At 51.1% G+C, this 22232-nt stretch carries 24 protein-coding genes; 17 read left to right on the top strand and 7 right to left on the bottom strand.

Translation table 11 applies throughout. From position 1 onward, the window contains the following. Positions 1-203 precede the first annotated feature (203 nt). Complete coding sequence (locus tag ABIE29_RS10810) at positions 204-593, top strand: inner membrane protein YbjM (RefSeq protein ID WP_429618657.1); 390 nt, start codon at positions 204-206, stop codon at positions 591-593. A gap of 50 nt (positions 594-643) precedes the next feature. Here ABIE29_RS10810 and ABIE29_RS10805 read toward each other — a convergent pair whose 3' ends face one another. Further along, entirely contained in the window at positions 644-907 is a 264-nt protein-coding gene (locus tag ABIE29_RS10805; RefSeq protein WP_065685364.1) for a GrxA family glutaredoxin, read from the bottom strand. A gap of 235 nt (positions 908-1142) precedes the next feature. Here ABIE29_RS10805 and ABIE29_RS10800 point away from each other — a divergent pair, with 235 nt between their 5' ends. From ABIE29_RS10800 to rlmC, 8 genes are all read left to right on the top strand, one after another. Further along, on the top strand, positions 1143-1442 hold the full coding sequence (locus ABIE29_RS10800; RefSeq protein ID WP_411752662.1) for a YbjC family protein: 300 nt from the start codon (positions 1143-1145) through the stop codon (positions 1440-1442). 57 nt (positions 1443-1499) lie between these two features. After that, positions 1500-2402: a 30S ribosomal protein S6--L-glutamate ligase gene (gene rimK / locus ABIE29_RS10795; RefSeq protein ID WP_429618654.1), complete on the top strand. Its 903-nt coding sequence runs from the start codon at positions 1500-1502 to the stop codon at positions 2400-2402. 174 nt (positions 2403-2576) lie between these two features. Further along, on the top strand, positions 2577-3056 hold the full coding sequence (locus ABIE29_RS10790) for a YbjN domain-containing protein (protein ID WP_429618653.1): 480 nt from the start codon (positions 2577-2579) through the stop codon (positions 3054-3056). A 395-nt stretch (positions 3057-3451) separates the two neighbouring features. Further along, positions 3452-4561, top strand: coding sequence for a spermidine/putrescine ABC transporter substrate-binding protein PotF (gene potF / locus ABIE29_RS10785; RefSeq protein ID WP_429618651.1), 1110 nt, complete (start codon positions 3452-3454; stop codon positions 4559-4561). Between the two features lie 109 nt (positions 4562-4670). Then, a complete protein-coding gene (gene potG / locus ABIE29_RS10780) occupies positions 4671-5804 on the top strand; it encodes a putrescine ABC transporter ATP-binding subunit PotG (RefSeq protein WP_429618648.1) in 1134 nt (377 codons plus the stop codon). Positions 5805-5827: 23 nt separating this feature from the next. Next, on the top strand, positions 5828-6790 hold the full coding sequence (potH, locus tag ABIE29_RS10775) for a putrescine ABC transporter permease PotH (RefSeq protein ID WP_429618646.1): 963 nt from the start codon (positions 5828-5830) through the stop codon (positions 6788-6790). Next, positions 6787-7632, top strand: a complete 846-nt coding sequence (gene potI / locus ABIE29_RS10770; RefSeq protein ID WP_021804974.1) for a putrescine ABC transporter permease PotI — start codon at positions 6787-6789, stop codon at positions 7630-7632. Before potH ends, potI begins: the two co-directional genes overlap by 4 nt. A gap of 144 nt (positions 7633-7776) precedes the next feature. Then, positions 7777-8904 carry a 23S rRNA (uracil(747)-C(5))-methyltransferase RlmC gene (gene rlmC / locus ABIE29_RS10765; protein WP_429618644.1) on the top strand — a complete coding sequence of 376 codons (1128 nt, stop codon included), beginning with the start codon at positions 7777-7779 and terminating at the stop codon, positions 8902-8904. Between the two features lie 353 nt (positions 8905-9257). Here the strand turns inward: rlmC and artJ (ABIE29_RS10760) are convergent, their stop codons facing one another. From artJ (ABIE29_RS10760) to ABIE29_RS10735, 6 genes are all read right to left on the bottom strand, one after another. Further along, positions 9258-9992 carry an arginine ABC transporter substrate-binding protein gene (gene artJ / locus ABIE29_RS10760; protein WP_429618641.1) on the bottom strand — a complete coding sequence of 245 codons (735 nt, stop codon included), beginning with the start codon at positions 9990-9992 and terminating at the stop codon, positions 9258-9260. Between the two features lie 194 nt (positions 9993-10186). After that, positions 10187-10855: an arginine ABC transporter permease ArtM gene (artM, locus tag ABIE29_RS10755; RefSeq protein ID WP_429618639.1), complete on the bottom strand. Its 669-nt coding sequence runs from the start codon at positions 10853-10855 to the stop codon at positions 10187-10189. Beyond that, on the bottom strand, positions 10855-11571 hold the full coding sequence (gene artQ, locus ABIE29_RS10750) for an arginine ABC transporter permease ArtQ (RefSeq protein ID WP_429618637.1): 717 nt from the start codon (positions 11569-11571) through the stop codon (positions 10855-10857). Before artQ ends, artM begins: the two co-directional genes overlap by 1 nt. A 9-nt stretch (positions 11572-11580) precedes the next feature. Further along, a complete protein-coding gene (artJ, locus tag ABIE29_RS10745) occupies positions 11581-12312 on the bottom strand; it encodes an arginine ABC transporter substrate-binding protein (RefSeq protein ID WP_021804969.1) in 732 nt (243 codons plus the stop codon). A gap of 32 nt (positions 12313-12344) precedes the next feature. After that, on the bottom strand, positions 12345-13073 hold the full coding sequence (gene artP, locus ABIE29_RS10740; RefSeq protein ID WP_098931676.1) for an arginine ABC transporter ATP-binding protein ArtP: 729 nt from the start codon (positions 13071-13073) through the stop codon (positions 12345-12347). 261 nt (positions 13074-13334) lie between these two features. Continuing rightward, positions 13335-13883: a lipoprotein gene (locus ABIE29_RS10735; RefSeq protein ID WP_429618635.1), complete on the bottom strand. Its 549-nt coding sequence runs from the start codon at positions 13881-13883 to the stop codon at positions 13335-13337. Positions 13884-14451: 568 nt separating this feature from the next. Here ABIE29_RS10735 and tssI point away from each other — a divergent pair. From tssI to ABIE29_RS10695, 8 genes are all read left to right on the top strand, one after another. Further along, positions 14452-16428, top strand: coding sequence for a type VI secretion system tip protein TssI/VgrG (gene tssI / locus ABIE29_RS10730; RefSeq protein ID WP_429618634.1), 1977 nt, complete (start codon positions 14452-14454; stop codon positions 16426-16428). Beyond that, entirely contained in the window at positions 16425-17237 is an 813-nt protein-coding gene (locus ABIE29_RS10725; protein WP_429618632.1) for a DUF4123 domain-containing protein, read from the top strand. The genes tssI and ABIE29_RS10725 overlap by 4 nt, the downstream gene beginning before the upstream one ends. 15 nt (positions 17238-17252) lie before the next feature. Then, entirely contained in the window at positions 17253-18860 is a 1608-nt protein-coding gene (locus ABIE29_RS10720; protein ID WP_429618630.1) for a hypothetical protein, read from the top strand. Then, the gene (locus ABIE29_RS10715; RefSeq protein WP_429618628.1) at positions 18811-19758 is read left to right on the top strand and encodes an IdsF; all 948 of its coding nucleotides are present in this window, start codon (positions 18811-18813) and stop codon (positions 19756-19758) included. The genes ABIE29_RS10720 and ABIE29_RS10715 overlap by 50 nt, the downstream gene beginning before the upstream one ends. Before the next feature lie 245 nt (positions 19759-20003). Further along, a complete protein-coding gene (locus ABIE29_RS10710) occupies positions 20004-20270 on the top strand; it encodes a type VI secretion system PAAR protein (protein WP_429618626.1) in 267 nt (88 codons plus the stop codon). 211 nt (positions 20271-20481) lie between these two features. Continuing rightward, a complete protein-coding gene (locus tag ABIE29_RS10705) occupies positions 20482-20805 on the top strand; it encodes a heavy metal-binding domain-containing protein (protein WP_429618623.1) in 324 nt (107 codons plus the stop codon). A 32-nt stretch (positions 20806-20837) separates the two neighbouring features. Next, positions 20838-21110, top strand: a complete 273-nt coding sequence (locus ABIE29_RS10700) for a hypothetical protein (RefSeq protein WP_429618620.1) — start codon at positions 20838-20840, stop codon at positions 21108-21110. Positions 21111-21142: 32 nt separating this feature from the next. Then, positions 21143-21979, top strand: a complete 837-nt coding sequence (locus ABIE29_RS10695; RefSeq protein ID WP_429618619.1) for an N-acetylmuramoyl-L-alanine amidase — start codon at positions 21143-21145, stop codon at positions 21977-21979. Positions 21980-22232: the final 253 nt, after the last annotated feature.

The raw sequence follows: 22232 nt of genomic DNA, 5'->3' as shown, positions 1-22232 counted from the left end.
TTCTAGTCGCTATCACGTATGACAGCCAGCATAAAGCTGTGTCGGTATACGTATTTAACCCTTTTTGACCAAGGAAAAAGTTCAGCCAGCCAGCCGATTTCGGCTGTGTGTCGCAAGGTCTGTGCGATAGGCTGTGTTTTACGATGTCGTCAGCGGTCACATCGCGATATCCGTCGTTTTTCGGGTATGGAGGGGAGAGGTGGATGGTGAGTTATCGATACTGGGTGGGCATTTTCAGCTGTTTTCTGCTGTTTAGCCTGGTTTTTCTGGGCCAGAAGAGCGGTGCCGTCGGTGTGACAGAATCCGAGCATCATGGTGAAACTGGTCTGCTGTTGTTTATTATTCCCGGTTTTATCGCCAGCTATTTGTCGAGCAGGCAGAGAATCCTGTGTCCTTTACTTGGCGCACTGTGTGCGGTACCGCTGTGTTTGCTCATTCGCCACTTTTGGTTGACGCCAGGCCATTCGTTTTGGCAGGAGTTGGCTTATGCGGTCAGCGCCGTATTCTGGTGTGTGTTGGGTGGGATGCTGTATTTATTAATGCGCATGATGTTGCATGCGTTGCAACAGTTCTATCGGCGGCAAAAACCCTAATCGTAAAAAAGCCACCTGTATTCGGTGGCTTTTTTGTTCGAGCTTGAAGTTTACTGGAACAGGTTCAGATTTTCTTTGGCGTAGGCTTCAAAGTCGGTGCAGCCGCCAATGTGGGTCTGATCGATAAAGATCTGCGGTACGGTTTCTACCGGTTTGCCCACGGTTTTTTCCAAATCGGCCTTGCTGATGCCTTCTGCGTGGATATCAACATAACGGAAGTTGAAATCGTCACGCTCTTCAGTCAATTTCTCTGCCAGTTCTTTAGCACGGACACAATAAGGACAGCCCGGACGCCCGAAGATTACAGCAAACATGTAACACTCCTAGTCTGTTATTAATAATTAACCGTTATTGTAACGACATTCCTTCCATTATAAAAAGACTTCAGTTGCGCTATCACTCACGTCTGCCGCTTACTATGCTCGTTGGCTGAGCTAAAAAAAAGCAGGATCTGCCTCTTGGTCTGATTTATAGAACCGATTAATCAACAGGGGCTGTTGCTGCGATGGCGAATTTACTACACTGGGTACAGTGAGTCTGGAGAAAAAAATGCGTTCATTCGGTGACTTACCGCGTTCCGTGCTGGTACTTGAAGGGCTGGGCATGGTGCTGTTGATACTCTCTTATCTGAGTATTCATGACTATGTCCGTTTGCCGGGCATGCTTGCTTCGCAACAGGCCGCGGTTGGCATGATCTTTCTAGGCGTTTTCATGATGGTTCCTGCTGCCGCGTTTTTGGTCTGGCGCGTAGTTCAAGGGTTCAGCCCGCTCCTGCGCGGTGGCCTGCCGCCGCAGAACGATCGGCGTACTCCGCCAAAAGATAAACAAGACCAGGGACCGCAAGACTAAACGCGGCTATGGGGAATGCCTGCCAATGCAGGTGAACAACGCCTTTAGGGGTGACGAGTGAGAATTGCCATTCTTTCGCGCGATGGTTCGCTGTACTCATGTAAAAGACTGCGCGAGGCCGCAGAGCAGCGTGGGCACCGTATCGATGTTATCGATCCGCAGTCTTGTTATATGAATATCAACCCGGCGGCACCGAGCATTCATTATCGTGGCCGCCAGTTGGAACGCTATGACGCGGTGATCCCGCGTATTGGTTCCGCTATTACGTTTTATGGCACCGCCGTGCTGCGTCAGTTTGAACTGCTCGGCAGCTATCCGCTCAATGAGTCTGTGGCCATTACCCGGGCGCGTGACAAGCTGCGTTCGCTGCAACTGCTGGCGCGCCAGGGGATTGACCTGCCCATTACCGGCTTTGCGCATTCGCCGGATGATACCGGTGATTTGATCGAACTGGTGGGCGGCGCACCGCTGGTGGTGAAACTGGTTGAAGGGACACAGGGGATCGGCGTGGTATTGGCCGAAACTCGCCAGGCGGCGGAGAGCGTGATCGACGCCTTTCGTGGCCTGAACGCCCATATCCTGGTGCAGGAGTATATCCGCGAAGCCAACGGCTGTGACATTCGCTGCCTGGTTGTTGGCGGTAGGGTAGTTGCAGCGATTGAACGCCAGGCAAAGCCTGGGGAGTTTCGTTCTAACCTGCACCGTGGCGGCACGGCCCGTAAAGTGCATATCACCGGCAAGGAACGCGCTACGGCGATCAAGGCCGTGGAGACGCTGGGGCTGGATGTTGCCGGGGTTGATATCCTGCGTGCCGATCGTGGCCCGCTGGTGATGGAAGTGAATGCATCGCCGGGGTTGGAAGGCGTTGAAACCACCACCGGGTTGGATATTGCAGGCATGATGATCGAGTACATTGAGCAACGAGCCCGGCCAGGGTTTCGTCTGAAATCTGGCGGGTGATAAATGGCGCTTTCCTCTGTCGCGCCAGGCGTATACGGGGGATAGCAGGTGCGGATATGCCGTGCGATGTTGTCGTATTAGTGAATTAAGCGGCTTTGATCGTGGCATCTCGATTGAATATTCCGTAAGCTATGCGCCTTTTCATGTCTTTGAACCCTGTGAGGCTGGTAATTTATGGATTCACTCATCGTCCCCGATTTGGCGTTATTACGACGTTGGTTGGATCAGTTGGGGATCTCGTTTTTTGAATGTGACTCTTGCCAGGCGTTACACCTGCCGCACATGCAAAACTTTGACGGTGTATTTGATGCCAAGCTCGATCTGGTGGATAACGTGATCCTGTTTTCCGCGTTGGCCGAAGTCAAGCCAACCGCCCTGATCCCGCTGGTGGCCGATCTCAGTCAAATCAATGCCAGTTCGCTGACCATCAAGGCCTTTGTTGATATTCAAGACGATAACTTGCCAAAGCTGATCGTTTGTCAGCCATTGAGCATTGCCGTGGGCGTGGCCTATGAGCAGTTTGCCCACTTTATGCAACAGGGCGAAGAACAGATCTCAATGGTGATCCTGGAAGCCAGGGCGAACGATCTGCTGTTTATGGGTGATGAAGAAGAGAACCCGGCTACCGTAGCCAGTCAACCGATGCTACATTAATCTCCGCTGTACATTATGTGTGCCGCAGATCTGGCGGCACGCAGCCCAGATTTTCCCCCACAAACAGATATTCTGCGTTTCTTCCCTTATTGCCAGATATTTCTCGTCTTTTAGGGCGTTATTGCCGCATCACATACAGAACCTGTGCATAATTAATCGATAAAAGGCGTTTTTTACCCTGGAGGCTGGCACCGTCTGGCAACTCCGGTTATGCTGCTGATCTTGCTAAAGGCTCACGCTCCTGTTTGTGACCTCGTGAGCTGGCAGGTGAGAAAGTTGCATGCAATCAACTGCATAGCTATTCACTCGCGATCGCAACGATCGCGCTCGGCTAATCAAAGGCGTTGTATCATTTCAGGATACAAATTTACCCCTTGTTTTGGAGGAAGTTACGGATGGTCACCCAACGTAAAAAGTGGTTATCGGGTGTGGTTGGCGGCTTGCTGATGACGGCTTGCCTCACCGCGTCGGCCGCAGACAATACGCTGCACATCTACAATTGGTCCGACTACATTGCGCCGGATACCCTGGCCAAATTCCAGAAAGAAACCGGCATTAAGGTGGTGTATGACGTCTTTGATTCCAACGAGGTTCTGGAAGGCAAACTGATGGCGGGCAGCACCGGTTATGATCTGGTGGTTCCTTCCTCCAACTTCCTTGAGCGCCAGTCCAAAGCCGGTATTTTCGAAGCGCTGGACAAGAGCAAGATACCTAACTACAAAAACCTTGATCCCGAGATGCTGCAACTGGTGGCGCATAACGACAAGGATAACAAGTACGGTATCCCTTACATGATGGTGACCACCGGCATCGGTTATAACGTCGATAAGGTCAAAGCGGTGCTGGGTAAAGATGCCCCGGTCGATAGTTGGGATCTGATCCTCAAGCCGGAAAACCTGGAAAAGCTGAAAAGCTGTGGTGTTTCCTTCCTGGATGCGCCAAGCGAAGTGTATGCCACCGTCTTGCACTATCTGGGCAAAGATCCTAACAGCACCAGTGCGGAAGATTACACCGGTGCGGCCAACGATCTGTTGATGAAGCTGCGCCCGAATATCCGCTATTTCCACTCGTCCCAGTACATTAACGATCTGGCTAACGGGGATATTTGCGTGGCCATTGGCTGGTCTGGCGACATCATGCAGGCCGCTAACCGTGCCAAGGAAGCCAAAAACGGCGTCAATGTGGCTTACTCAATCCCAAAAGAAGGGGCGCTGACCTACTTTGACATGTTTGCGATGCCGGCTGATGCCAAAAATAAAGATGCGGCCTACCAGTTCCTGAACTTCCTGCTCAAGCCAGAAGTGATCGCGGATATCAGCAACCACGTGTTTTATGCCAACGCGGTGAAAGACGCCACGCCGTTGGTGAACGCGGAGGTGCGCGATAATCCGAACGTCTATCCACCGGCAGATATTCGTGCCAAGCTGTTCACGTTGAACGTGCAGTCACCGAAACTTGACCGTGTTATTACCCGGGCATGGACTAAAGTTAAAAGCGGGAAGTGATCTCCCGATTCTGGTGATAAGCAGGCGGGGCTAACCCGCCTGCATTACCATTTTGGGCCATGGCAATTGCTGTGGTTGTTCGTACTGCTTTAGCCGGAGAGCACCCCGATTGAACGACGTTATCCCTCGTCCGCAAACCAAATCGCAGAAGGTTTTCACCCCTCTGCTGGAAATCCGTAACCTCACCAAAACCTTTGACGGCCAGAACGCGGTAGAAGACGTCAGCCTGACGATCTACAAGGGCGAAATCTTTGCGCTGCTGGGGCCTTCCGGCTGCGGAAAATCTACGTTGCTGCGCATGTTGGCCGGTTTTGAACAGCCGACGGAAGGGCAAATTGTCCTCGATGGTCAGGACATGTCACACGTGCCGCCATACCAGCGCCCGGTCAATATGATGTTCCAATCCTATGCGCTGTTCCCCCATATGACGGTGGAGCAGAACATCGCGTTTGGCCTCAAACAGGACAAGATGCCGCGCGCGGAAATTAACGAGCGCGTCACTGAAATGCTTACGCTGGTGCATATGCAGGAATACGCCAAGCGTAAACCACATCAGCTTTCCGGAGGTCAACGCCAGCGTGTGGCACTGGCACGTAGCCTGGCCAAACGGCCAAAGCTGTTGCTGCTGGACGAACCGATGGGCGCACTGGATAAGAAACTGCGCGATCGCATGCAGCTGGAGGTGGTGGATATCCTGGAACGCGTGGGCGCAACCTGTGTCATGGTGACCCACGATCAGGAAGAAGCGATGACCATGGCTGGCCGTATCGCCATCATGAACCGCGGCAAGTTTGTGCAGATCGGTGAGCCGGAAGAGATTTACGAGCACCCGAACAGCCGTTTCAGCGCCGAGTTTATCGGTTCGGTCAACGTGTTCGATTGCGTGTTGCAGGAGCGGCGGGACGATGCATTGATACTGCAAAGCCCGGGTTTACGGCATGCGCTTAAGGTCGATCCTGATTCATCGGTGGTAGACGGCGTACCCATTCAGGTCGCACTCCGCCCGGAAAAGATCATGCTGTGTGAGGAAGTGCCGGAAGACGGCTGCAACTTCGCAGTGGGTGAGGTGGTGAACATTGCCTATCTGGGCGATCTGTCGATCTACCATGTCAAGTTGCTTAGTGGGCAGATGATCAGTGCGCAGTTGCAGAACGGTCATCGCTTCCGCAAAGGGATGCCGACCTGGGGTGATGAAGTGCGCCTGTGTTGGGAAACCGACAGCTGTGTGGTTCTGACGGTGTAGTTGAGAAAGTGAGGAGTAACACCATGACATTGCTTTCTGAACGTTCGCCGGAGCCTCCGGCAAGAGTCCCCGGCCCGATTAAGGCGTTTATCCAACGTTTGCAGATGGCCCATGGCCGCAAGCTGGTGATAGCGATGCCGCTGCTGTGGCTGCTGCTGTTGTTTATGCTGCCGTTCCTGATCGTGTTCAAGATCAGCCTCTCTGAGCTGGCCTTGGCGGTACCGCCTTATACCGATCTGATGAGTTGGGCAGACGGCAAACTCGATATTGCGCTGAACTTTGCCAACTACCTGCAGTTGACCGATGACCCGCTATACATCGATGCCTATCTGCAATCCTTGCAGATCGCAGCGGTTTCAACGCTGTGCTGCCTGGTGATCGGCTATCCGCTGGCGTGGGCGGTGGCACATAGTAAACCGTCGACCCGTAACATTCTGCTACTGTTGGTGATCCTGCCTTCCTGGACGTCGTTCCTGATCCGTGTGTATGCCTGGATGGGGATACTGAAGAATAACGGGGTGTTGAACAACTTCCTGATGTGGTTGGGGGTGATCGATCAGCCGCTGGTGATCCTGCATACCAATCTGGCGGTGTATATCGGTATCGTTTATTCCTATCTGCCGTTTATGGTGTTGCCGATTTATACCGCGCTGACGCGGCTTGATTACTCGCTGGTTGAAGCCTCGCTGGATCTGGGGGCCAAGCCGTTGAAAACCTTCTTCAGCGTGATCATGCCGTTAACGCGTGGCGGCATTATTGCCGGCTCGATGCTGGTGTTTATCCCGGCGGTGGGGGAGTTTGTGATCCCGGAACTGCTCGGCGGGCCAGACAGCATCATGATTGGCCGCGTGCTCTGGCAGGAGTTCTTCAATAACCGTGACTGGCCGGTCGCCTCGGCGGTTGCTACCGTGATGCTGCTGTTGCTGATTGTACCAATTCTCTGGTTCCACAAGCACCAGAACAAGGAAATGGGAGGGCAGGGATGAATAACTTGCCGGTAGTGCGTTCACCGTGGCGCATAGCGATTCTGGTGGTCGGTTTCACCTTCCTTTATGCACCGATGCTGATGCTGGTGATCTACTCGTTCAACAGTTCCAAGCTGGTTACCGTCTGGGCGGGATGGTCGTTCCGCTGGTATATCGAGCTGTTCCACGATTCAGCGATGATCAGCGCGGTCGGCCTGAGTTTGACCATTGCGGCGGCTTCCGCCACGGCGGCGGTGATCCTCGGCACCATTGCCGCGATGGTGATGGTGCGCTTTGGGCGTTTCCGGGGTTCGACCGGGTTTGCCTTTATGCTCACTGCCCCGCTGGTTATGCCAGACGTGATCACCGGTTTGTCGCTGTTGCTGCTATTTGTGGCGATGGGGCATACCTTTGGTTGGCCTTCCGAGCGCGGGATGTTCACCATCTGGTTGGCGCACGTCACCTTCTGTACCGCCTATGTGTCGGTCGTCATCAGTTCGCGCCTGCGTGAGCTGGATCGTTCGATCGAAGAGGCGGCGATGGATCTGGGCGCGACACCGCTGAAAGTGTTTTCCGTGATCACCTTGCCGATGATTGCCCCCGCGCTGATCTCGGGCTGGATGCTGGCATTTACTCTCTCGTTGGACGATCTGGTGATTGCCAGCTTCGTGGCCGGGCCTGGTGCCACCACCTTGCCAATGCTGGTATTCTCCAGCGTGCGTATGGGGGTTAACCCGGAGATCAACGCCTTGGCAACGCTAATCCTGCTGGTGGTGGGGATTATCGGGTTTATTGCCTGGTGGTTTATGGCACGGGCGGAAAAACAGCGTGCGCGTGAGCTGCAAAGGGCCGCTCGTGGCTGATGCTGTTGACGATTAATCGAGCCTCAAACGCCGCCTGACCGGGCGGCGTTTTATCTTCTGCTGGCCTGGTAAATAAGTTTTTGTCTGCGTTGGGTGGTACAATCTGCGCCCTCATTGGTCATCCTGATTTAACGGTTACTATTCATGCATTGCGCTTTGTACTCGGCGGGCACCTGCCGTTCCTGTCAGTGGCTGGAAAAGCCTTATCCCCAGCAACTGGAAGAAAAACAACATCATCTGCAATCCTTGCTGGCGGATCGTGATGTCGCGCAGTGGTTGGAACCGGTGACGGGTGAACAGAGCGCCTTTCGCAACAAGGCGAAAATGGTGGTCAGCGGTAGCGTTGAGCGCCCGTTGCTTGGCATGTTGCATCGTGATGGCACGCCGGTAGATCTGTGTGATTGTCCGTTGTATCCGGCCAGCTTTGTCCCGATTTTCGCGGTATTGAAAGACTTTATCCCCCGCGCCGGGTTAACGCCTTATAACGTGGCACGCAAACGTGGCGAGCTGAAATATTTACTATTGACGGAAAGCACCTACAGCAGCGGCCTGATGCTGCGCTTTGTGCTGCGTTCCGAAAGCAAGCTGGCGCAACTACGCGCGGCTTTGCCCTGGTTACAGCAGCAGTTGCCGCAGTTGAAGGTGATCTCCGTCAATATTCAACCCGTACACATGGCGATCATGGAAGGCGAGCATGAAATCCCGCTGACCGAACAGCAGGCGCTGGAAGAGCAATTCAACCAGGTGCCGTTGTACATTCGTCCGCAGAGCTTTTTTCAAACCAATCCACAGGTGGCCAGCCAACTATATGCTACCGCACGGGATTGGGTACGGGCTCTGGGTATCGCCAGCATGTGGGATCTGTTCTGTGGCGTTGGCGGCTTCGGGTTGCATTGCGCACAGCCGCAAACCAGGCTGACCGGCATTGAAATCAGCGCAGAGGCGATTGCCTGTGCCAGACAGTCGGCGCAAACTCTCGGCTTGCAGCAGGTGGATTTCCAGGCACTGGATTCGACCCGATTTGCCACCGCTGAAGGGGAAGTGCCTGAGTTGGTTTTGGTGAACCCGCCGCGCCGGGGGATTGGCAACGAGCTGTGTGATTATCTCAACCGCATGGCACCGGGCTATATTCTTTATTCCAGCTGTAATGCGCTAAGTATGGCGAAGGATTTGGCGATGCTGCCGGATTACCGTGTTGAACGTGTGCAGCTGTTTGATATGTTCCCGCATACTGCCCATTATGAAGTGATGACGCTGCTGGTCCGGAAATAACGGCCCCTCACCCTAACCCTCTCCCACAGGGAGAGGGGACCGATCGAGTGTGTTTCAAATTGTAGTGACTTGCCTTGAATGAGGGGCGAGCGAGTTTGCTGAGATGGGCTCTTTACTTGCAAAAAGAGCTGATCCAGTGTGTTTCAATAGTAGTGACTTGCCTTGAATGAGGGGCGATCGAGTTTGTTGAGATGGGCTCTTTACTTGCAAAAAGAGCTGATCCAGTGTGTTTCAATAGTAGTGACTTGCCTTGAATGAGGGGCGAGCGAGTTTGCTGAGATGGGCTCTTTACTTGCAAAAAAGCAGGGGCTATCAGCTCCCTCTCCCTGTGGGAGAGGGTTGGGGTGAGGGGATTACTGTGGGAACCACTTATCGTTGATCGCCTTGTAGGTCCCATCCGCCTTGATCGCGTCCAGCGCAGCATTCAGCTTGGCCAGTAGTGCCTGATTGTCCGGGCGTACGGCAATGCCCAGGCCGGTACCAAAGTACTGCGCATCGGTTACGTGTTCACCTACGGCAGCCAGTTCCGGGTTATTCTTCAGCCACTCATTAACCACCGCCGTGTCACCGAACACGCCATCAATACGGCCATTCTTCAGCTCCAGCACGGCGTTTTGGTAGCTGTCATAAGACACGGTATTGATTTCTGGGTGCTTGTCCTGCATGTATTTTTGATGCGTGGTGCCGTTTTCCATCCCCAGTTTTTTGCCTTTCAAATCCGCCAGCGAAGTGAACTTGCCTTTTTGAGCGATGACAATGGCCGAGTTGGCATAATAGGGCTGGGTAAAGGTTACCTGCTTACTGCGCTCGGGGGTGATATCCATACCGGAAATCACCGCGTCATATTTTTTGAATTTCAGCGCGGCGATCAGGCTGTCAAATGCCTGGTTGGTAAAGGTACAGTCGGCCTGCATCTGTTGGCACAAGGCTTTGGCCAAATCGATATCGAAACCGACGATCTGGTTATTGGCATCCAGAGATTCAAACGGCGGGTAGGTCGCTGAAGAGGCGAAACGGATAGTGTCTGCGGCGGCAGCGTTAAAGGTGATCCCGGCGAGAATGGTGGCGGCAAGTAACAGCTTTTTCATCGGTACGGCTCCTGTCGTAAATTTGATTGTTGTCTCGCCACCTTTTTTTCTGACAATGACTCAATGGCATTGTGAGTGGCTATGCCGATAACAATGCCATTTAGTGAATTACTATTCAATATAAATGACTAGAAAATTATTTTTGGCCATAAAAAAGCCCCGCACATGGCAGGGCTGGTTAAGCGAGGCGTGGCTCAGTTACGACGTTCAAACGCTAAGGCGCGGCGTTCAACCATACGCATCAATAATGTCAGCAGTCCATTGACGCACAGGTACACAATGCCAGCGGCACCGAAGACCATCACGTCATAAGTCCGGCCATACATCAATTGGCTGTAACCCATCACTTCCATCAGCGTAATGGTATAGGCAAGCGAGGTACTCTTGAATACCAGCACCACTTCGTTGGAGTAGGATGACAAGGCACGTTTGAAGGCATACGGCAGCAGAATACGCAGTGTTTGCTGGCGCGACATGCCCAGCGCTTCACAGGATTGCCACTGGCCCGCCGGGATAGCGCGTACCGCTCCATGGAACAGCAGGGTGGTGTAGGCCGCACTGTTCAGCGCCAATGCAATCATCGCGCAGAGCCAGGGTTGCGACAGCAGGTTCCACAACCAGGGATATTCACGGATTGCCGGGAACTGGCCAGGGCCGTAGTAAATCAGGAAGATCTGCACCAGCAACGGCGTACCGGTGAACAGCGTAATGTAGACCTTCACCAACTGCGTCAACACCGGGGTTTTTAACGTCAGGATCACCGTCAGCACTAGCGACATCAGCAAGGCAACAATCAGTGCGACGACCGTTAGCGACAGGCTGGTATGCAAGCCTTTGATGATCTCGGGGATGAATTCAAGCATCAGGCTGGCCCCCGCTCAAAACGCGTTGTCCGCAGTTCGATCCGCTTAAGGATGTACTGGCTCAGCAGGGTGACAACCAAATAGATCGCCGCCGCAATCACATACCAGGTAAAGGGTTCCTGGGTGCGGGTGGCAATGCTTTTGGTCTGCAACATCAAATCGTTAACGCTGATCAACGACACCAGCGCGGTATCTTTCAGCAGCACCAGCCACTGGTTGCCCAGCCCCGGTAGCGCGTGACGCCACATTTGCGGCATGATCAAGCGGAAGAAGATGGCTACCTTGCTTAGTCCCAGAGCCTGGCCGGACTCCCACTGGCCCTGTGGCACCGCTTTCAGCGCCCCACGCAGCGTTTGGGATGCGTAGGCAGAATAGAGCAGGGCCAGGGCGATAACGCCGCACAGGAACGGGCTGACTTCGAAATTATCGATGGACAGCTGCACCGGCAGCTGGAACAGGCCGAAGTTCAGGACGAAGCCGTCGGACAATACCATCAGCAGTTGTGAAGAGCCGAAATAGATAAACAGCACCACCAGAATTTCTGGCAAGCCGCGCAGCAGGGTCACCCAGGCGGTACCGAGCCAACTGACCGCTTTCCAGCGGGATGACTCCCAGACGGCAAACAGCATCGCCAGGATCAGGCCGAGGACCAGGGCACAAACGGCAAGGCCGACGGTCATCCCGGCGGCGCTAGCTAAAGGTTGGATTTCATTCATGGATAATGATTACTGCTGGAACCATTTTTTGTAGATGGTTTCGTAAGTCCCATCCTGCTTGATTTTATCCAGGGCGGCGTTGAATTTGCCCTGCAGTTCGGTATTTTGCAGGCGCATGGCAATGCCCAGACCGCTACCGAAGTAGTCTTTATCCGTCACTTTATCGCCCACTGCGGTCAGTGCAGCGTTTTCTTTCAGCCACTCGTTAACCACGGCGGTATCACCGAATACCGCATCAACACGGCCATTTTTCAGATCCAGGATGGCGTTTTGGTAGCTGTCGTAACCCACGGTGGTGATTTCCGGGTGTTTATCGGTAAGGAATTTTTGGTGCGTGGTGCCGTTTTGCACGCCAACGCGTTTGCCTTTCAGTGCGGCCACGTCGGCCACTTTACCTTTCTCGGCAATAAACAGGGCCGAGTTATCGTAGTAAGGCTTGCTGAACAGCACCTGCTTTTCGCGCTCAGGGGTGATATCCATACCGGCCATCACGGCATCGAAACGCTTGAACTTCAGGCTTGGGATCAGGCTGTCGAAGCCCTGGTTGGTAAAGGTACACTCAGCCTGCATCTCTTTACACAGAGCGTTGGCCAGATCGACGTCGAAGCCCTGGATCTTGTTATCCGCCGCGACAAATTCGAACGGAGGGTAGGAAGCTTCGGTAGCGAAACGGATAGTTTCGGCTGCTGAGGCAGAAACGCTGATGCCAGCCAGAACGGCGGCGATTAGTAGTTTTTTCATCGCAAACTCCCTGAGAACAGCAAATATCGCTATTAGTGTGATAAGTAATTGGCAAACTCTACGGTTTGCGGTTGTGCAAAGTGGCTGGCATCGCCCTGCTCGACGATATGGCCATTTTCCATATACACCACGCGGCTGGCGGTTTTACGCGCGACTTCAACCTCATGGGTGACGATCACCTGAGTAATACCGGTGCCCGCCAACTCGCGAATGATGCTGACGATCTGTGCGGTAATTTCCGGATCCAGCGCGGCCGTAGGCTCATCGAACAGCAGAACCTGAGGCTCCATCATCAGCGCACGGGCAATGGCTACGCGCTGTTGTTGGCCACCGGAGAGATGCAGCGGGAAACGATCGGCAAAATCAGTCAGGCGTAACCGGGTCAGCAACTTGTCGGCACGCGCCATCGCTTGTGCCTTGCTCAGGCCAAGTACGCGGCAGGGCGCTTCGATCAGGTTTTGCACCACGGTCAGATGTGGCCAGAGATTGTACTGCTGGAAGACCATGCCTACGTTTTGGCGCAGTTCGCGGATGGATTTCTCCCCCGGTGACTGTTTAAAGTCGAACTGATTACCGGCGATTTGCAGGTGGCCAGAGCGTGGCATTTCGAGCAGGTTAAGCACCCGCAGCAGTGAACTCTTACCCGCGCCGCTTGGACCAAGCAGCACCAGAGTCTCGCCGGCAGGGCAATCCAGTGTAATGTTAAACAGCGCCTGATGTGCGCCGTAAAAGCAGTTGATATCTTTTAGTTGAATACTCATGCGCTGAAATTGAATAGACATTGATGCCGGGAATGGTAACTTCCACAGAATACTTATGCAATCTTTGTGAGTTAAAATTTATTAGTACGTCGCAGAATGACTAAATAATAGCAGAAGATACCGTGAGCGCTGTCTGAATGGCGGATTTGTCGCGCACTCTGTGAGATAGCTAGCTATTTTTCTCAAGGTGATGGAGTTTTGAGCGCTACTGAGGGGGAACTGGCAACCGGGAAGGTACTATACCCGGCTGCCATTTTGGTGTTACTGGTTCTCAAGCACCTGACGCAGCGTACCGCTGGCGGCATGTGCCGGGATGTTGAGGAAGCGGATGTCGTCAACTACCCAGCAGGTGCCTTCACGGACCATCAGCACTTCGTCCTGCCAGTTGATTGCACTGGCACCCTCTTTTTGGTGGGTCAGCTGCACACGCAGCGGGATATTTTTGGCATCGGTGTTAGGAATGGTGGAAGCGCTGGCAACCGTTGCGCTGGTTGGTCCCTGGGCATTGCCAGAGAACAGATCGCCAGTGATGGTGTGTTTGCCAGGGTGCTGAGCAGCACTGACCAGATCCTGATACAGCACCTGGCTCAGGTAAGGTTGCAACTGTGCCAGACGGCTGCTGTCCGGTAGCGCGGTGCTTGGGCCTTGCTGAATGCGCAGGTCATAGAATTTCTGGGCCACCGTATCCGGACCACCTTCCACGCAGGCGCCAGTGTGAACGCCAACATCCTTAAAGGCCGGATCGACGGTAGTACAGGCGCTTAAGAACAGGGCCAAGGGTAAAACAACAGCAAGCGTTTTTGTTTTCATCTCATAACCTTATGTAAAAGTCTCTCAACCATGAAGACCGAAAACCACGGAACTAGCCTACAGTATAAAGGCGTTTTTGGTCCTTGCATTGGTGCTGTGTGCCATTGTGCCACAGAACATCCGCTTAAATGGTTTTTCATGGTATCGCAATGGATTGATTTTATGGGGAGTTCTTGATGCAGTTGTCAACTGTGGGTGAGTTGAGTAGAGAAAGCAAGGTTGTGCTGGTTGAAAAATATGCAGCACACACAGATCGGTGTCGCAAAATAGATATTTTTTGATGATCATAAATTAACGTGCTGTTATTTAAAGAAAGTGGAATTTTGCTACGGCGTTAAACCAGAGTAAAATTCGTTTTTCCTCCTTCCTATTAGTGTAAAAATACAGTTTAACGAAAATTATAATATATACGGCTTTTCTGGCAGGTTATGAGGGGGCGGTGAGTCATTGACCTGTTATTCGCTCCTCGTTACCCTACTGTTTTGCTTCGTATATTATCTTCTGCCTGTGGGAAATGCCAGGCTATTTCGCGTTTGATGCTGTCGCGTTTTCTATAAAGGGAAATCATATGTTGAATACAAGCAAGGATGCAACAGGTCTGCGATTTACCCTAAATGTCGGTGATCTGCCAGCCGAAACATTCGTCGTATCGGGATTTACTCTACATGAGCAATTCTCCAGCCTTTTTACTCTCGAACTTGACGCCGCCAGTGCCAAGCCCTGTGTGGAGTTTCGCTCAGTTCTGGATAATGTCGCTACCCTGACTATTTGGCGTGATACCGAAGTACAGCGCATCGTCAATGGGATTGTCACCTCTATTGAACAAGGGGATGCAGGACTGCATCAAACACGTTATCGGCTCAGCATCCGCCCCGCACTCTGGCGAGCTGGTTTAGGGCGAAATTCACGTATCTTCCAGCAACAAGATTTTCTGCAAATCCTGGAAACCTTGTTAAAGAAAAATAGAATTAACGACTATGCCCATGCTTTGCGCTTCCCTCATGCCGTGCGGGAGTTTTGCGTCCAATATAATGAAAGCGATCTGGAGTTCATCAATCGTCTGGCTGCTGAAGAAGGCATTTACTATTTCTTTGAGCATAACGATGGCGCACACACGCTAGTCTTTTCCGATGATTGTGCCGCGCTGAATGATGGGCCGACATTGCCCTATTACCCGAATCAACAACAAAGCTCATTCGATGAGCTCTGTGTTACCACGTTTAAGCACCGGGAGAGTCTGCGACCTTCTGATGTATTGTTAAAAGACTACACCTTTAAAAATCCCCTTTGGTCGGCAGAATATCGCGATCGTGCTCGAGATGATGAGCATCAGCCAGGCCGATACTTTCATTATGACTATCCTGGTCGCTATAAGGCAGACCCAGGGGAGTCCTTTGCACGTTGGCGATTACATGCGCTGCGTAACGATGCGCATCAGGGGGAGGGGGCGAGTAATTGCGCGGCACTGCAGCCCGGAGTGCGTTTTACCTTGGAAAACCATCCGTTAGACACCCTGAATACACGTTGGCAAATCACCCAGGCCACCCATATTGGGCAACAACCTCAAGCATTGGAAACCGCATCTGGGGGACAGGGTACTACCGTTACGAGCCAGTTTGCGTTTATCCCCAATAATCAGACCTGGCGTCCACTTTCACTGCCGAAACCGCGCATTGATGGCGCGCAGATCGCGGTTGTCACTGGGCCCGAGAGTGAGGAGATTTTTTGTGATCCCTATGGCCGGGTCAAGGTTCGTTTTCTCTGGGATCTTTCAGGAAGAACCGATGACACAAGCTCTTGTTGGGTTCGGGTATCACATCCTTGGGCGGGTCCAAGGTGGGGAATGTCAGCCATTCCCCGTATTGGCCATGAGGTGATAGTCGAGTTTCTGAATGGCGATCCGGACCAGCCAGTGATTATCGGGCGCACCTATCACGCTAACAACCTACCCCCGGGTAATTTACCGGCAACCAAAACACAGATGTCGATCCGTTCACAAACCCATAAGGGTGAGGGTTTTAACGAACTGCGTTTTGAGGATGAGAAAGATAAAGAAGAAGTTTTCATTCATGCACAAAAGAACATGGCAATACGGGTGCTCAATTCTAAAGATGAGCGGGTGGAATACAACCGAAGCAGCAGTATCGGACATGATGAAGAACTGGCCGTTGCCAACGATCGTAAAGTCACGGTAGAAGGTAATCAGCATCAGAAAATCACCGGCAACAGCCTGGCGATGACGGAAGGTGACTTAGGTGTACAGGTAAAGGGCGATCTGGCGCAGAAAATCAGTGGCGTATTCAGCGTGGACAGCAATGGCGATCTGACGTTGCAGAGCAGTAGCAAATTGACGCTGCGGGTTGGCGGCAGTTTGGTGGTAGTACATGCTGGTGGAGTCGATATTAAAGGGCCGTCCATTAACCTTAACTCTGGTGCCAGCCCTGGGGAGCTGGCGATACCGGCGGACCCGGCAATTTTGAAAGCGGCAGCCGCTCAGGGGACGTTATTTGTTGCGCATTGCCCGCAGGAGGATAAACAAGGATGAACGAGGCAATGAACTGGGCGATTGTTGATGCCGCAGCGGAACCAGAATTATTTGCCATGTTGGAGCTCTATGATCCGCCTAACGCCAGTTTGTATGCGGAGCCCATTGCAGAAGATATTGGGCGTTTAGCCCCTTATCTGGTGCAAATGAATGAAGGTAGCCGCCAGTGGTTGATGAATCGGGACACCCCCTGGGGGATCTGGCTGGAAAGCAAAGCCGAGATGAAAGCGTTGCGCCAACATTTGCGTAAATATCTCCATGTACAAATCCCGGATGAGGAAAAACCGGTTTTTTTCCGTTTTTACGATCCGCGTAATATCTGGGCGTTACTGAAGGTACTTTCTCCTTGGGAGCAACATACATTTCTGGGGCCGGTGGATGCGATAGCAACCCACTTGAAAGGAGAGTTGCGTGATGAGCGTTTTACCGCCCTGAGGGAACAGTTTCCATCAGGGAGTAGCTCTCGTCGTAAAATGATGCGGATATCCCGTGAACAGCTAGATGAGTTGAGTTTGTTGTTTGAGCAAAGGTATATCGACGGGTTGGTTGAGAAGATCGAAGCCTGGAGTGGGCACGATAGGAAAATCGAAGCCGCAACGATAGCGGAAACCTTCCGCTGGCTGAAACAGCAAGGGATTGTGGACGATCGGAGTATCCGTGGGCTGTTTTCTTTGTTCTACCAGCGGGGCTGTCTGGCGTTGGAAACTATTCCCAGCAATTTCAGACATGTTCTCTGCGCCGCTGGCGAAGAAGGCGGATTTAAAGCCGAAACGCTGCTGATCCAGGAATTGGGTGACGTTCCCCTATAATAATAAGGATGTTTTATGACCAGTTTGCCAGCAGGTTCACCAAAATGTAATTGTAAAAACCCGGATACTTGTATTCACTCCTTTACTCTCAAAGTTAAGGACAGAACATTTACCTATAAACAAAATGGCTTTGTTAGCGTGGTCAATGCTATCGCAGAAGGACAGAAAACCGTTCCTCTCTCACTTTCATTAGTTGGTAAGCAATGTGTTTCACACAATCCACTTTGCCCTCAGGGAGCGATATACAATAATGCTGAGGCTGGGTCTCTGAAGCCATTCAATAAGGGGCTCACTGATTATCAGGCGCATTATAATCCTGATAAAATCAGTTTTTTTGATAAGTATGACTCAATTGACTTTCTGATAGATTATGTTTTGGCGAAAAATACGCTGAGTCTCTTACCAACCACATCATATACATTACGTGTGGGGCAGTGTCGCGGAGAGCCTTTTGTTAATAAATCATTGAATTTCTTGGATGGCCTATCACAGATGTTCAACTTTGCTCCTAAAGATGCATTGTGGACATATATTAATATTTACCCTGAGTATAAATGGGAAGTCAGCTTGGTGATAGGTACGGCAAAAGAAATTGAGGAATTTACAGATAGGGAGTTAAAGAAACAGCAGCGGGTATTGAATGCGGAAAATGGTGTTGCCCAGCGAGGACATCGTGGTTGGACTAGACTGCCTAAAAATGAAATAACCGATTCGCTTGAGATTGAGGGAAAACTATCATGCAAATTAGGAAGTAAAACGCATGATTACTCAGCGAAGTTAAAGCAAGAGTTTAAGAAAAAAGCTACAAACCTTCCCTTTTTGGATAAAGCTAAAAAGACCCTTGATGTGGTTGGAAAAGCCCTTTCAACAGGTAAGGGAGGGGAAGGGAAAATAACCATACTATATACGGAAATTATTTGTCCAAAGCTGGAAATCAAAGGTGGGGGGGAGTTAAAAGAAGATGCGTCCTCCGGACTTGTCTATATTGAAAGACAAGTGTCATTAGGGCTGGCTCCACTTATAGGCTTAAAAATGACGCTGGATCTGCTCCAGGCTTTTGCAGCATGGTATAAGATGGATGTGCTGTTAGCAGCCGTTCGAGAAGGATTAATGTCGAAAGAGCAGGCCTATAACGAAGGTGGGAATGCGGCATTTATTGGAATGAAGTTTGAACTGGTTGCTGAAGGTGCGATCGATCTTAAACTTGCTTTTAAGTCAGATGCGAAAAATGAATGGGAATGGGAAAAAACGGATAGTGTAGAAGCCAAGCTTAGCTTGACTCTGGAAGCAAATGTGCGTGCTGGTGTTCGTTTCTATATCGCCAATGGTGCATTAACTATTGGAGGGAAAGCGGTTGCAGAAGGGTGCTTAGGTTTAGATAATCCGACTAAAGATAAAATGGAATTGGTGCTTTATCATAATGGGATAACGGCTAAGGTATATGTTAGTTATACGGTTGGGATATCTAGGAAATCTAAAAAATCTGACAGGCCAACAGGCTCTTTCCCAGAAGAGAACTCAAGTAGTAAAAAAGCTGACCAAGGCAACAACACTGAAAAGGAGTGGATTATTCATGACAAATTGGAAAAGAAAGACTCAAAGTATCGAATCAACCTTGGCTAGTATGGTGATATGTTTCTGTTTTATTGGTTCTTTTTCTGTTAAGGCTAAAGATATGAGTAGTGAAAAGTATCTATTTTCTTTCAAATCAAACAAAAGTGCTTGTATTTTACGGGTAAATAATCTTCCTGCAGCTGACAGTGCTTCGGCGGATCAACGAACTATGTCTGCAGGGTTTAATTTAACCGCGTTTTTAGCTAATGGTGTGAATAAAATTGAACTTTTAGCGGGCCCTAGAAATCCAAGAGATCCGAAAACACTTTTTCAAGACTCCTCTTGTGAAGTGGTTGTAAACAAAGATAGCAAGGATTCTAGTGTTGAGATTGCACGGTTTAAATTAAGCGTTAATGAGAAAGGGGAAATGTCAGCTGCTAATTCTTCACATTATAATGGAGGGGCTTTTAACTCAAAAATCATTGAAGGTTATACAAATAATGAAGATGATTATGGGTTGTATAAAGCTACAAGCTTGCTAATTTTGGATGGATTACCTGCGTGGAGTTGGGTTAAAGCCAGACCTGTTTCAGAAAATGATCTACCAGAGATCAGGAAAGCCTATGAAAACATGATGGTATTGATTAAAAATCAGAATATTGAAGGTTTGAAGAAAATTACAAAAATATCGAGTGAGGAAATGGGGGCAGCAGAAGGAGTCTCACCGGAATTGATGTTTATCTCCACGGATTTCCCTCAACACGTTGTTGACAAAAAATTCACTATCGAGCCTACTGTTTGGGATGATTATAGATTAAAGACTTACTGTGATGGGAGGCTTTTCCGTTTAACTACAGGTTATTATCAGGACTCTCCACTCCGGTTTGTAGAAACGGAAGGCGAAGCTGCTTTTAGTTACAACCCGTATTTTTCAATAATAGATGGGAAAGTGACATTGGTCAGATAAGATTTAATAGGGTTTGTGGTAATTTTAAATAGCACCACAAATCCTAATATAAATAAAATGAATTAACTAAATTCACCCTTACGTCTAAGGAATGAAGAGAAAAGAATAGTTTATTCATATAACCCCTACTTTTCCATCATTGATGAGAAAGTCGTTATCGTCAGATAGTCACGAATAAGTGATTGTGGTAATTCATTGGATGGCTACAATGTAGTCATAAAACTAGTTAAGAGGGAACTCAAACTATGGGCAATACCGTTAAACTGGGTGATAAAGATACCGGCCACGGTAGTCATCCACCTACACCCGTCATCACTGGCTCCACAACGGTGAAGGTTGATGGTCTGCCATTAGCTCGGAAAGGCGACGTTTTGGCTTCACATGGGCATGACCGAAATATCAGCGGGGGATCATCCAGTGTCTTTATCGATGGGCAACCCGCGGCGCGAACGGGTGATGCAGTTAGCTGTGGTGGTGTACTGATTGGCGGTGGTTCGGTAAATATTGGCTAGTTTCCATATGACCAAGGGGTTGCCTTCCTTATACGGGCCGAAAGTTCAACATCGTTCGGCCTGCCTGATTACACCAGTTTCAATTGTTTACGGCAATGGTACCCCACCATCGTAATCTATCCGTTTTTACTTAGAGAATAAGTGCCACAGAACATCCGCTTAAATTAGCTGTCATAATGCAGCAATGATTTGATTTTATAAGGAGTTCTTGATGCAATTGTCCACTACCCACACCCTGGAAGGGTTTACCATCACCGAATATTTCGGCGTAGTCACCGGCGAAGCGATTCTGGGTGCCAATATTTTCCGCGATTTTTTTGCTGGCGTGCGTGATATCGTTGGTGGTCGTTCCGGTGCCTACGAGAAAGAGCTGCGCAAGGCGCGCCAGTTGGCCTTTAAGGAGATGCAGGAGCAGGCCAAAGAATTGGGTGCTAACGCGGTAGTCGGCATCGATATCGATTATCAAACCGTGGGTAAAGACAGCACCATGCTGATGGTCAGCGTCAGTGGCACCGCGGTAAAAGTCAGCCGCTAAACGGGAATAACGTGAGATAACCAGGAAGTGAAATGAAAAATACCGAGCAGGGAAGCAGTGAACGGCAACTGAAAATCAGCCAACTAACCCAGTTGATGACCTGGTTGCTGATTGGGGGAGCCGCCACGCTAGGAAGAGTGTTGTTTAGTTTCTTTAGCGGCGAGTTCGATCCCATTTATGATTCGATTGAAGGCGCGCTAGGGGCGTCCTGCCTGGCGTCGTGGGGCAAGTGTTATTACGATAGACGCAAGCTGATGCAAACCTTGCAAGCGGCTGAGACTGTACCAGACTCGGTCATCCCCTGATGGCGGCGCATCACTGCGGAAAGGAGCATATTGTGGCCAAGTGGTTGTGGATCGCCGCCATTGGAGTTTTGACGGGGTGCCAACAGCAATCCACCAGCACGCTGGTGGATCACGGTAGCTATCAGTTGGAAACCCTGCATCAGGCACCGGGGGCCGATCAGCGTATTCGCTTCCTGGTGATGCATTACACCGCAGAAGACTTTCACTCCTCGCTGAAAACGCTGACGGACGAGCACGTCAGCGCCCATTACTTGCTGCCCGCCCATCCGCCACAGCAGGGTGGTAAACCGGTGGCGTATCAACTGGTGCCCGAAACGCTGCGTGCCTGGCATGCCGGGGCCAGTAATTGGCGTGGGCGTACCAATTTGAACGATACCTCGATCGGTATTGAGATCGTCAATCGGGGCTTTACGCGTAACTTGTTGGAGACAGACTGGCAGCCTTATACGCCAGAGCAAATTGCGTTACTGATCCAACTTGGCCGCGATATTGTGCAGCGTTACGCGCTGCAACCGACGGACGTGGTAGGGCACAGCGATATCGCCCCGCAGCGCAAGCAGGATCCTGGTCCACTCTTCCCATGGCAACAGCTGGCGCAGGCAGGTATTGGTGCCTGGCCGGATGAGCGGGAGGTGGAACGTTACCTGGCAGGCCGTGATAAGCATGAGCCGGTGGCGATGGCATCACTGTTGGAAAAGCTGGCGCGCTACGGCTATGGCGTTGATCCCACATGGGATACCAAGCAGCAGCGGAATCTGGTAGCGGCGTTTCAGATGCATTTCCGGCCCAGCGATTATCGCGGTGAGCCAGATGCAGAAAGCGAGGCGATTATAGAGGCGTTGCTAAGCAAATACGGAGCTATGCGCTAACGCCAAACGAAATGCCCTAACCCTCTCCCACAGGGGACCGTTCGAGTGGGTTTGCAAATTCGGTGGCGCACTTTGGATGAGTGGGCGATCAAGTTTGCTGAGATTATCTCTTTATTGCCAAATGTGCAGGGACTATCAGCTCCCTCTCCCTGTGGTTGAGGGGACCGTTCGAGTGGGTTTGCAAATTCGGTGGCGCACTTTGGATGAGTGGGCGATCAAGTTTGCTGAGATTATCTCTTTATTGCCAAATGTG

The organism is Serratia sp. 2723, assembly GCF_050434425.1.
In the GTDB taxonomy this organism is placed as follows: Bacteria; Pseudomonadota; Gammaproteobacteria; order Enterobacterales; family Enterobacteriaceae; genus Chania.
The sequence above is the reverse complement of the archived record's forward strand: the minus strand, read 5'-3'. Positions and strand labels throughout refer to the sequence as shown.

Bases quoted from the DNA above. Each gene is read 5' to 3' on its own strand.
- artP (WP_098931676.1), bottom strand. From the start codon at position 13,073: ATGAGTATTCAACTAAAAGATATCAACTGCTTTTACGGCGCACATCAG.
- ABIE29_RS10710 (WP_429618626.1), top strand. From the start codon at position 20,004: ATGGGCAATACCGTTAAACTGGGTGATAAAGATACCGGCCACGGTAGT.
- artJ (WP_429618641.1), bottom strand. From the start codon at position 9,992: ATGAAAAAGCTGTTACTTGCCGCCACCATTCTCGCCGGGATCACCTTT.
- ABIE29_RS10800 (WP_411752662.1), top strand. From the start codon at position 1,143: ATGCGTTCATTCGGTGACTTACCGCGTTCCGTGCTGGTACTTGAAGGG.
- ABIE29_RS10735 (WP_429618635.1), bottom strand. From the start codon at position 13,883: ATGAAAACAAAAACGCTTGCTGTTGTTTTACCCTTGGCCCTGTTCTTA.
- ABIE29_RS10810 (WP_429618657.1), top strand. From the start codon at position 204: ATGGTGAGTTATCGATACTGGGTGGGCATTTTCAGCTGTTTTCTGCTG.
- ABIE29_RS10715 (WP_429618628.1), top strand. From the start codon at position 18,811: ATGACAAATTGGAAAAGAAAGACTCAAAGTATCGAATCAACCTTGGCT.
- artJ (WP_021804969.1), bottom strand. From the start codon at position 12,312: ATGAAAAAACTACTAATCGCCGCCGTTCTGGCTGGCATCAGCGTTTCT.
- potH (WP_429618646.1), top strand. From the start codon at position 5,828: ATGACATTGCTTTCTGAACGTTCGCCGGAGCCTCCGGCAAGAGTCCCC.
- potF (WP_429618651.1), top strand. From the start codon at position 3,452: ATGGTCACCCAACGTAAAAAGTGGTTATCGGGTGTGGTTGGCGGCTTG.
- artM (WP_429618639.1), bottom strand. From the start codon at position 10,855: ATGCTTGAATTCATCCCCGAGATCATCAAAGGCTTGCATACCAGCCTG.
- ABIE29_RS10705 (WP_429618623.1), top strand. From the start codon at position 20,482: ATGCAATTGTCCACTACCCACACCCTGGAAGGGTTTACCATCACCGAA.
- ABIE29_RS10725 (WP_429618632.1), top strand. From the start codon at position 16,425: ATGAACGAGGCAATGAACTGGGCGATTGTTGATGCCGCAGCGGAACCA.
- tssI (WP_429618634.1), top strand. From the start codon at position 14,452: ATGTTGAATACAAGCAAGGATGCAACAGGTCTGCGATTTACCCTAAAT.
- potI (WP_021804974.1), top strand. From the start codon at position 6,787: ATGAATAACTTGCCGGTAGTGCGTTCACCGTGGCGCATAGCGATTCTG.
- ABIE29_RS10805 (WP_065685364.1), bottom strand. From the start codon at position 907: ATGTTTGCTGTAATCTTCGGGCGTCCGGGCTGTCCTTATTGTGTCCGT.
- ABIE29_RS10790 (WP_429618653.1), top strand. From the start codon at position 2,577: ATGGATTCACTCATCGTCCCCGATTTGGCGTTATTACGACGTTGGTTG.
- ABIE29_RS10700 (WP_429618620.1), top strand. From the start codon at position 20,838: ATGAAAAATACCGAGCAGGGAAGCAGTGAACGGCAACTGAAAATCAGC.
- ABIE29_RS10720 (WP_429618630.1), top strand. From the start codon at position 17,253: ATGACCAGTTTGCCAGCAGGTTCACCAAAATGTAATTGTAAAAACCCG.
- rlmC (WP_429618644.1), top strand. From the start codon at position 7,777: ATGCATTGCGCTTTGTACTCGGCGGGCACCTGCCGTTCCTGTCAGTGG.
- artQ (WP_429618637.1), bottom strand. From the start codon at position 11,571: ATGAATGAAATCCAACCTTTAGCTAGCGCCGCCGGGATGACCGTCGGC.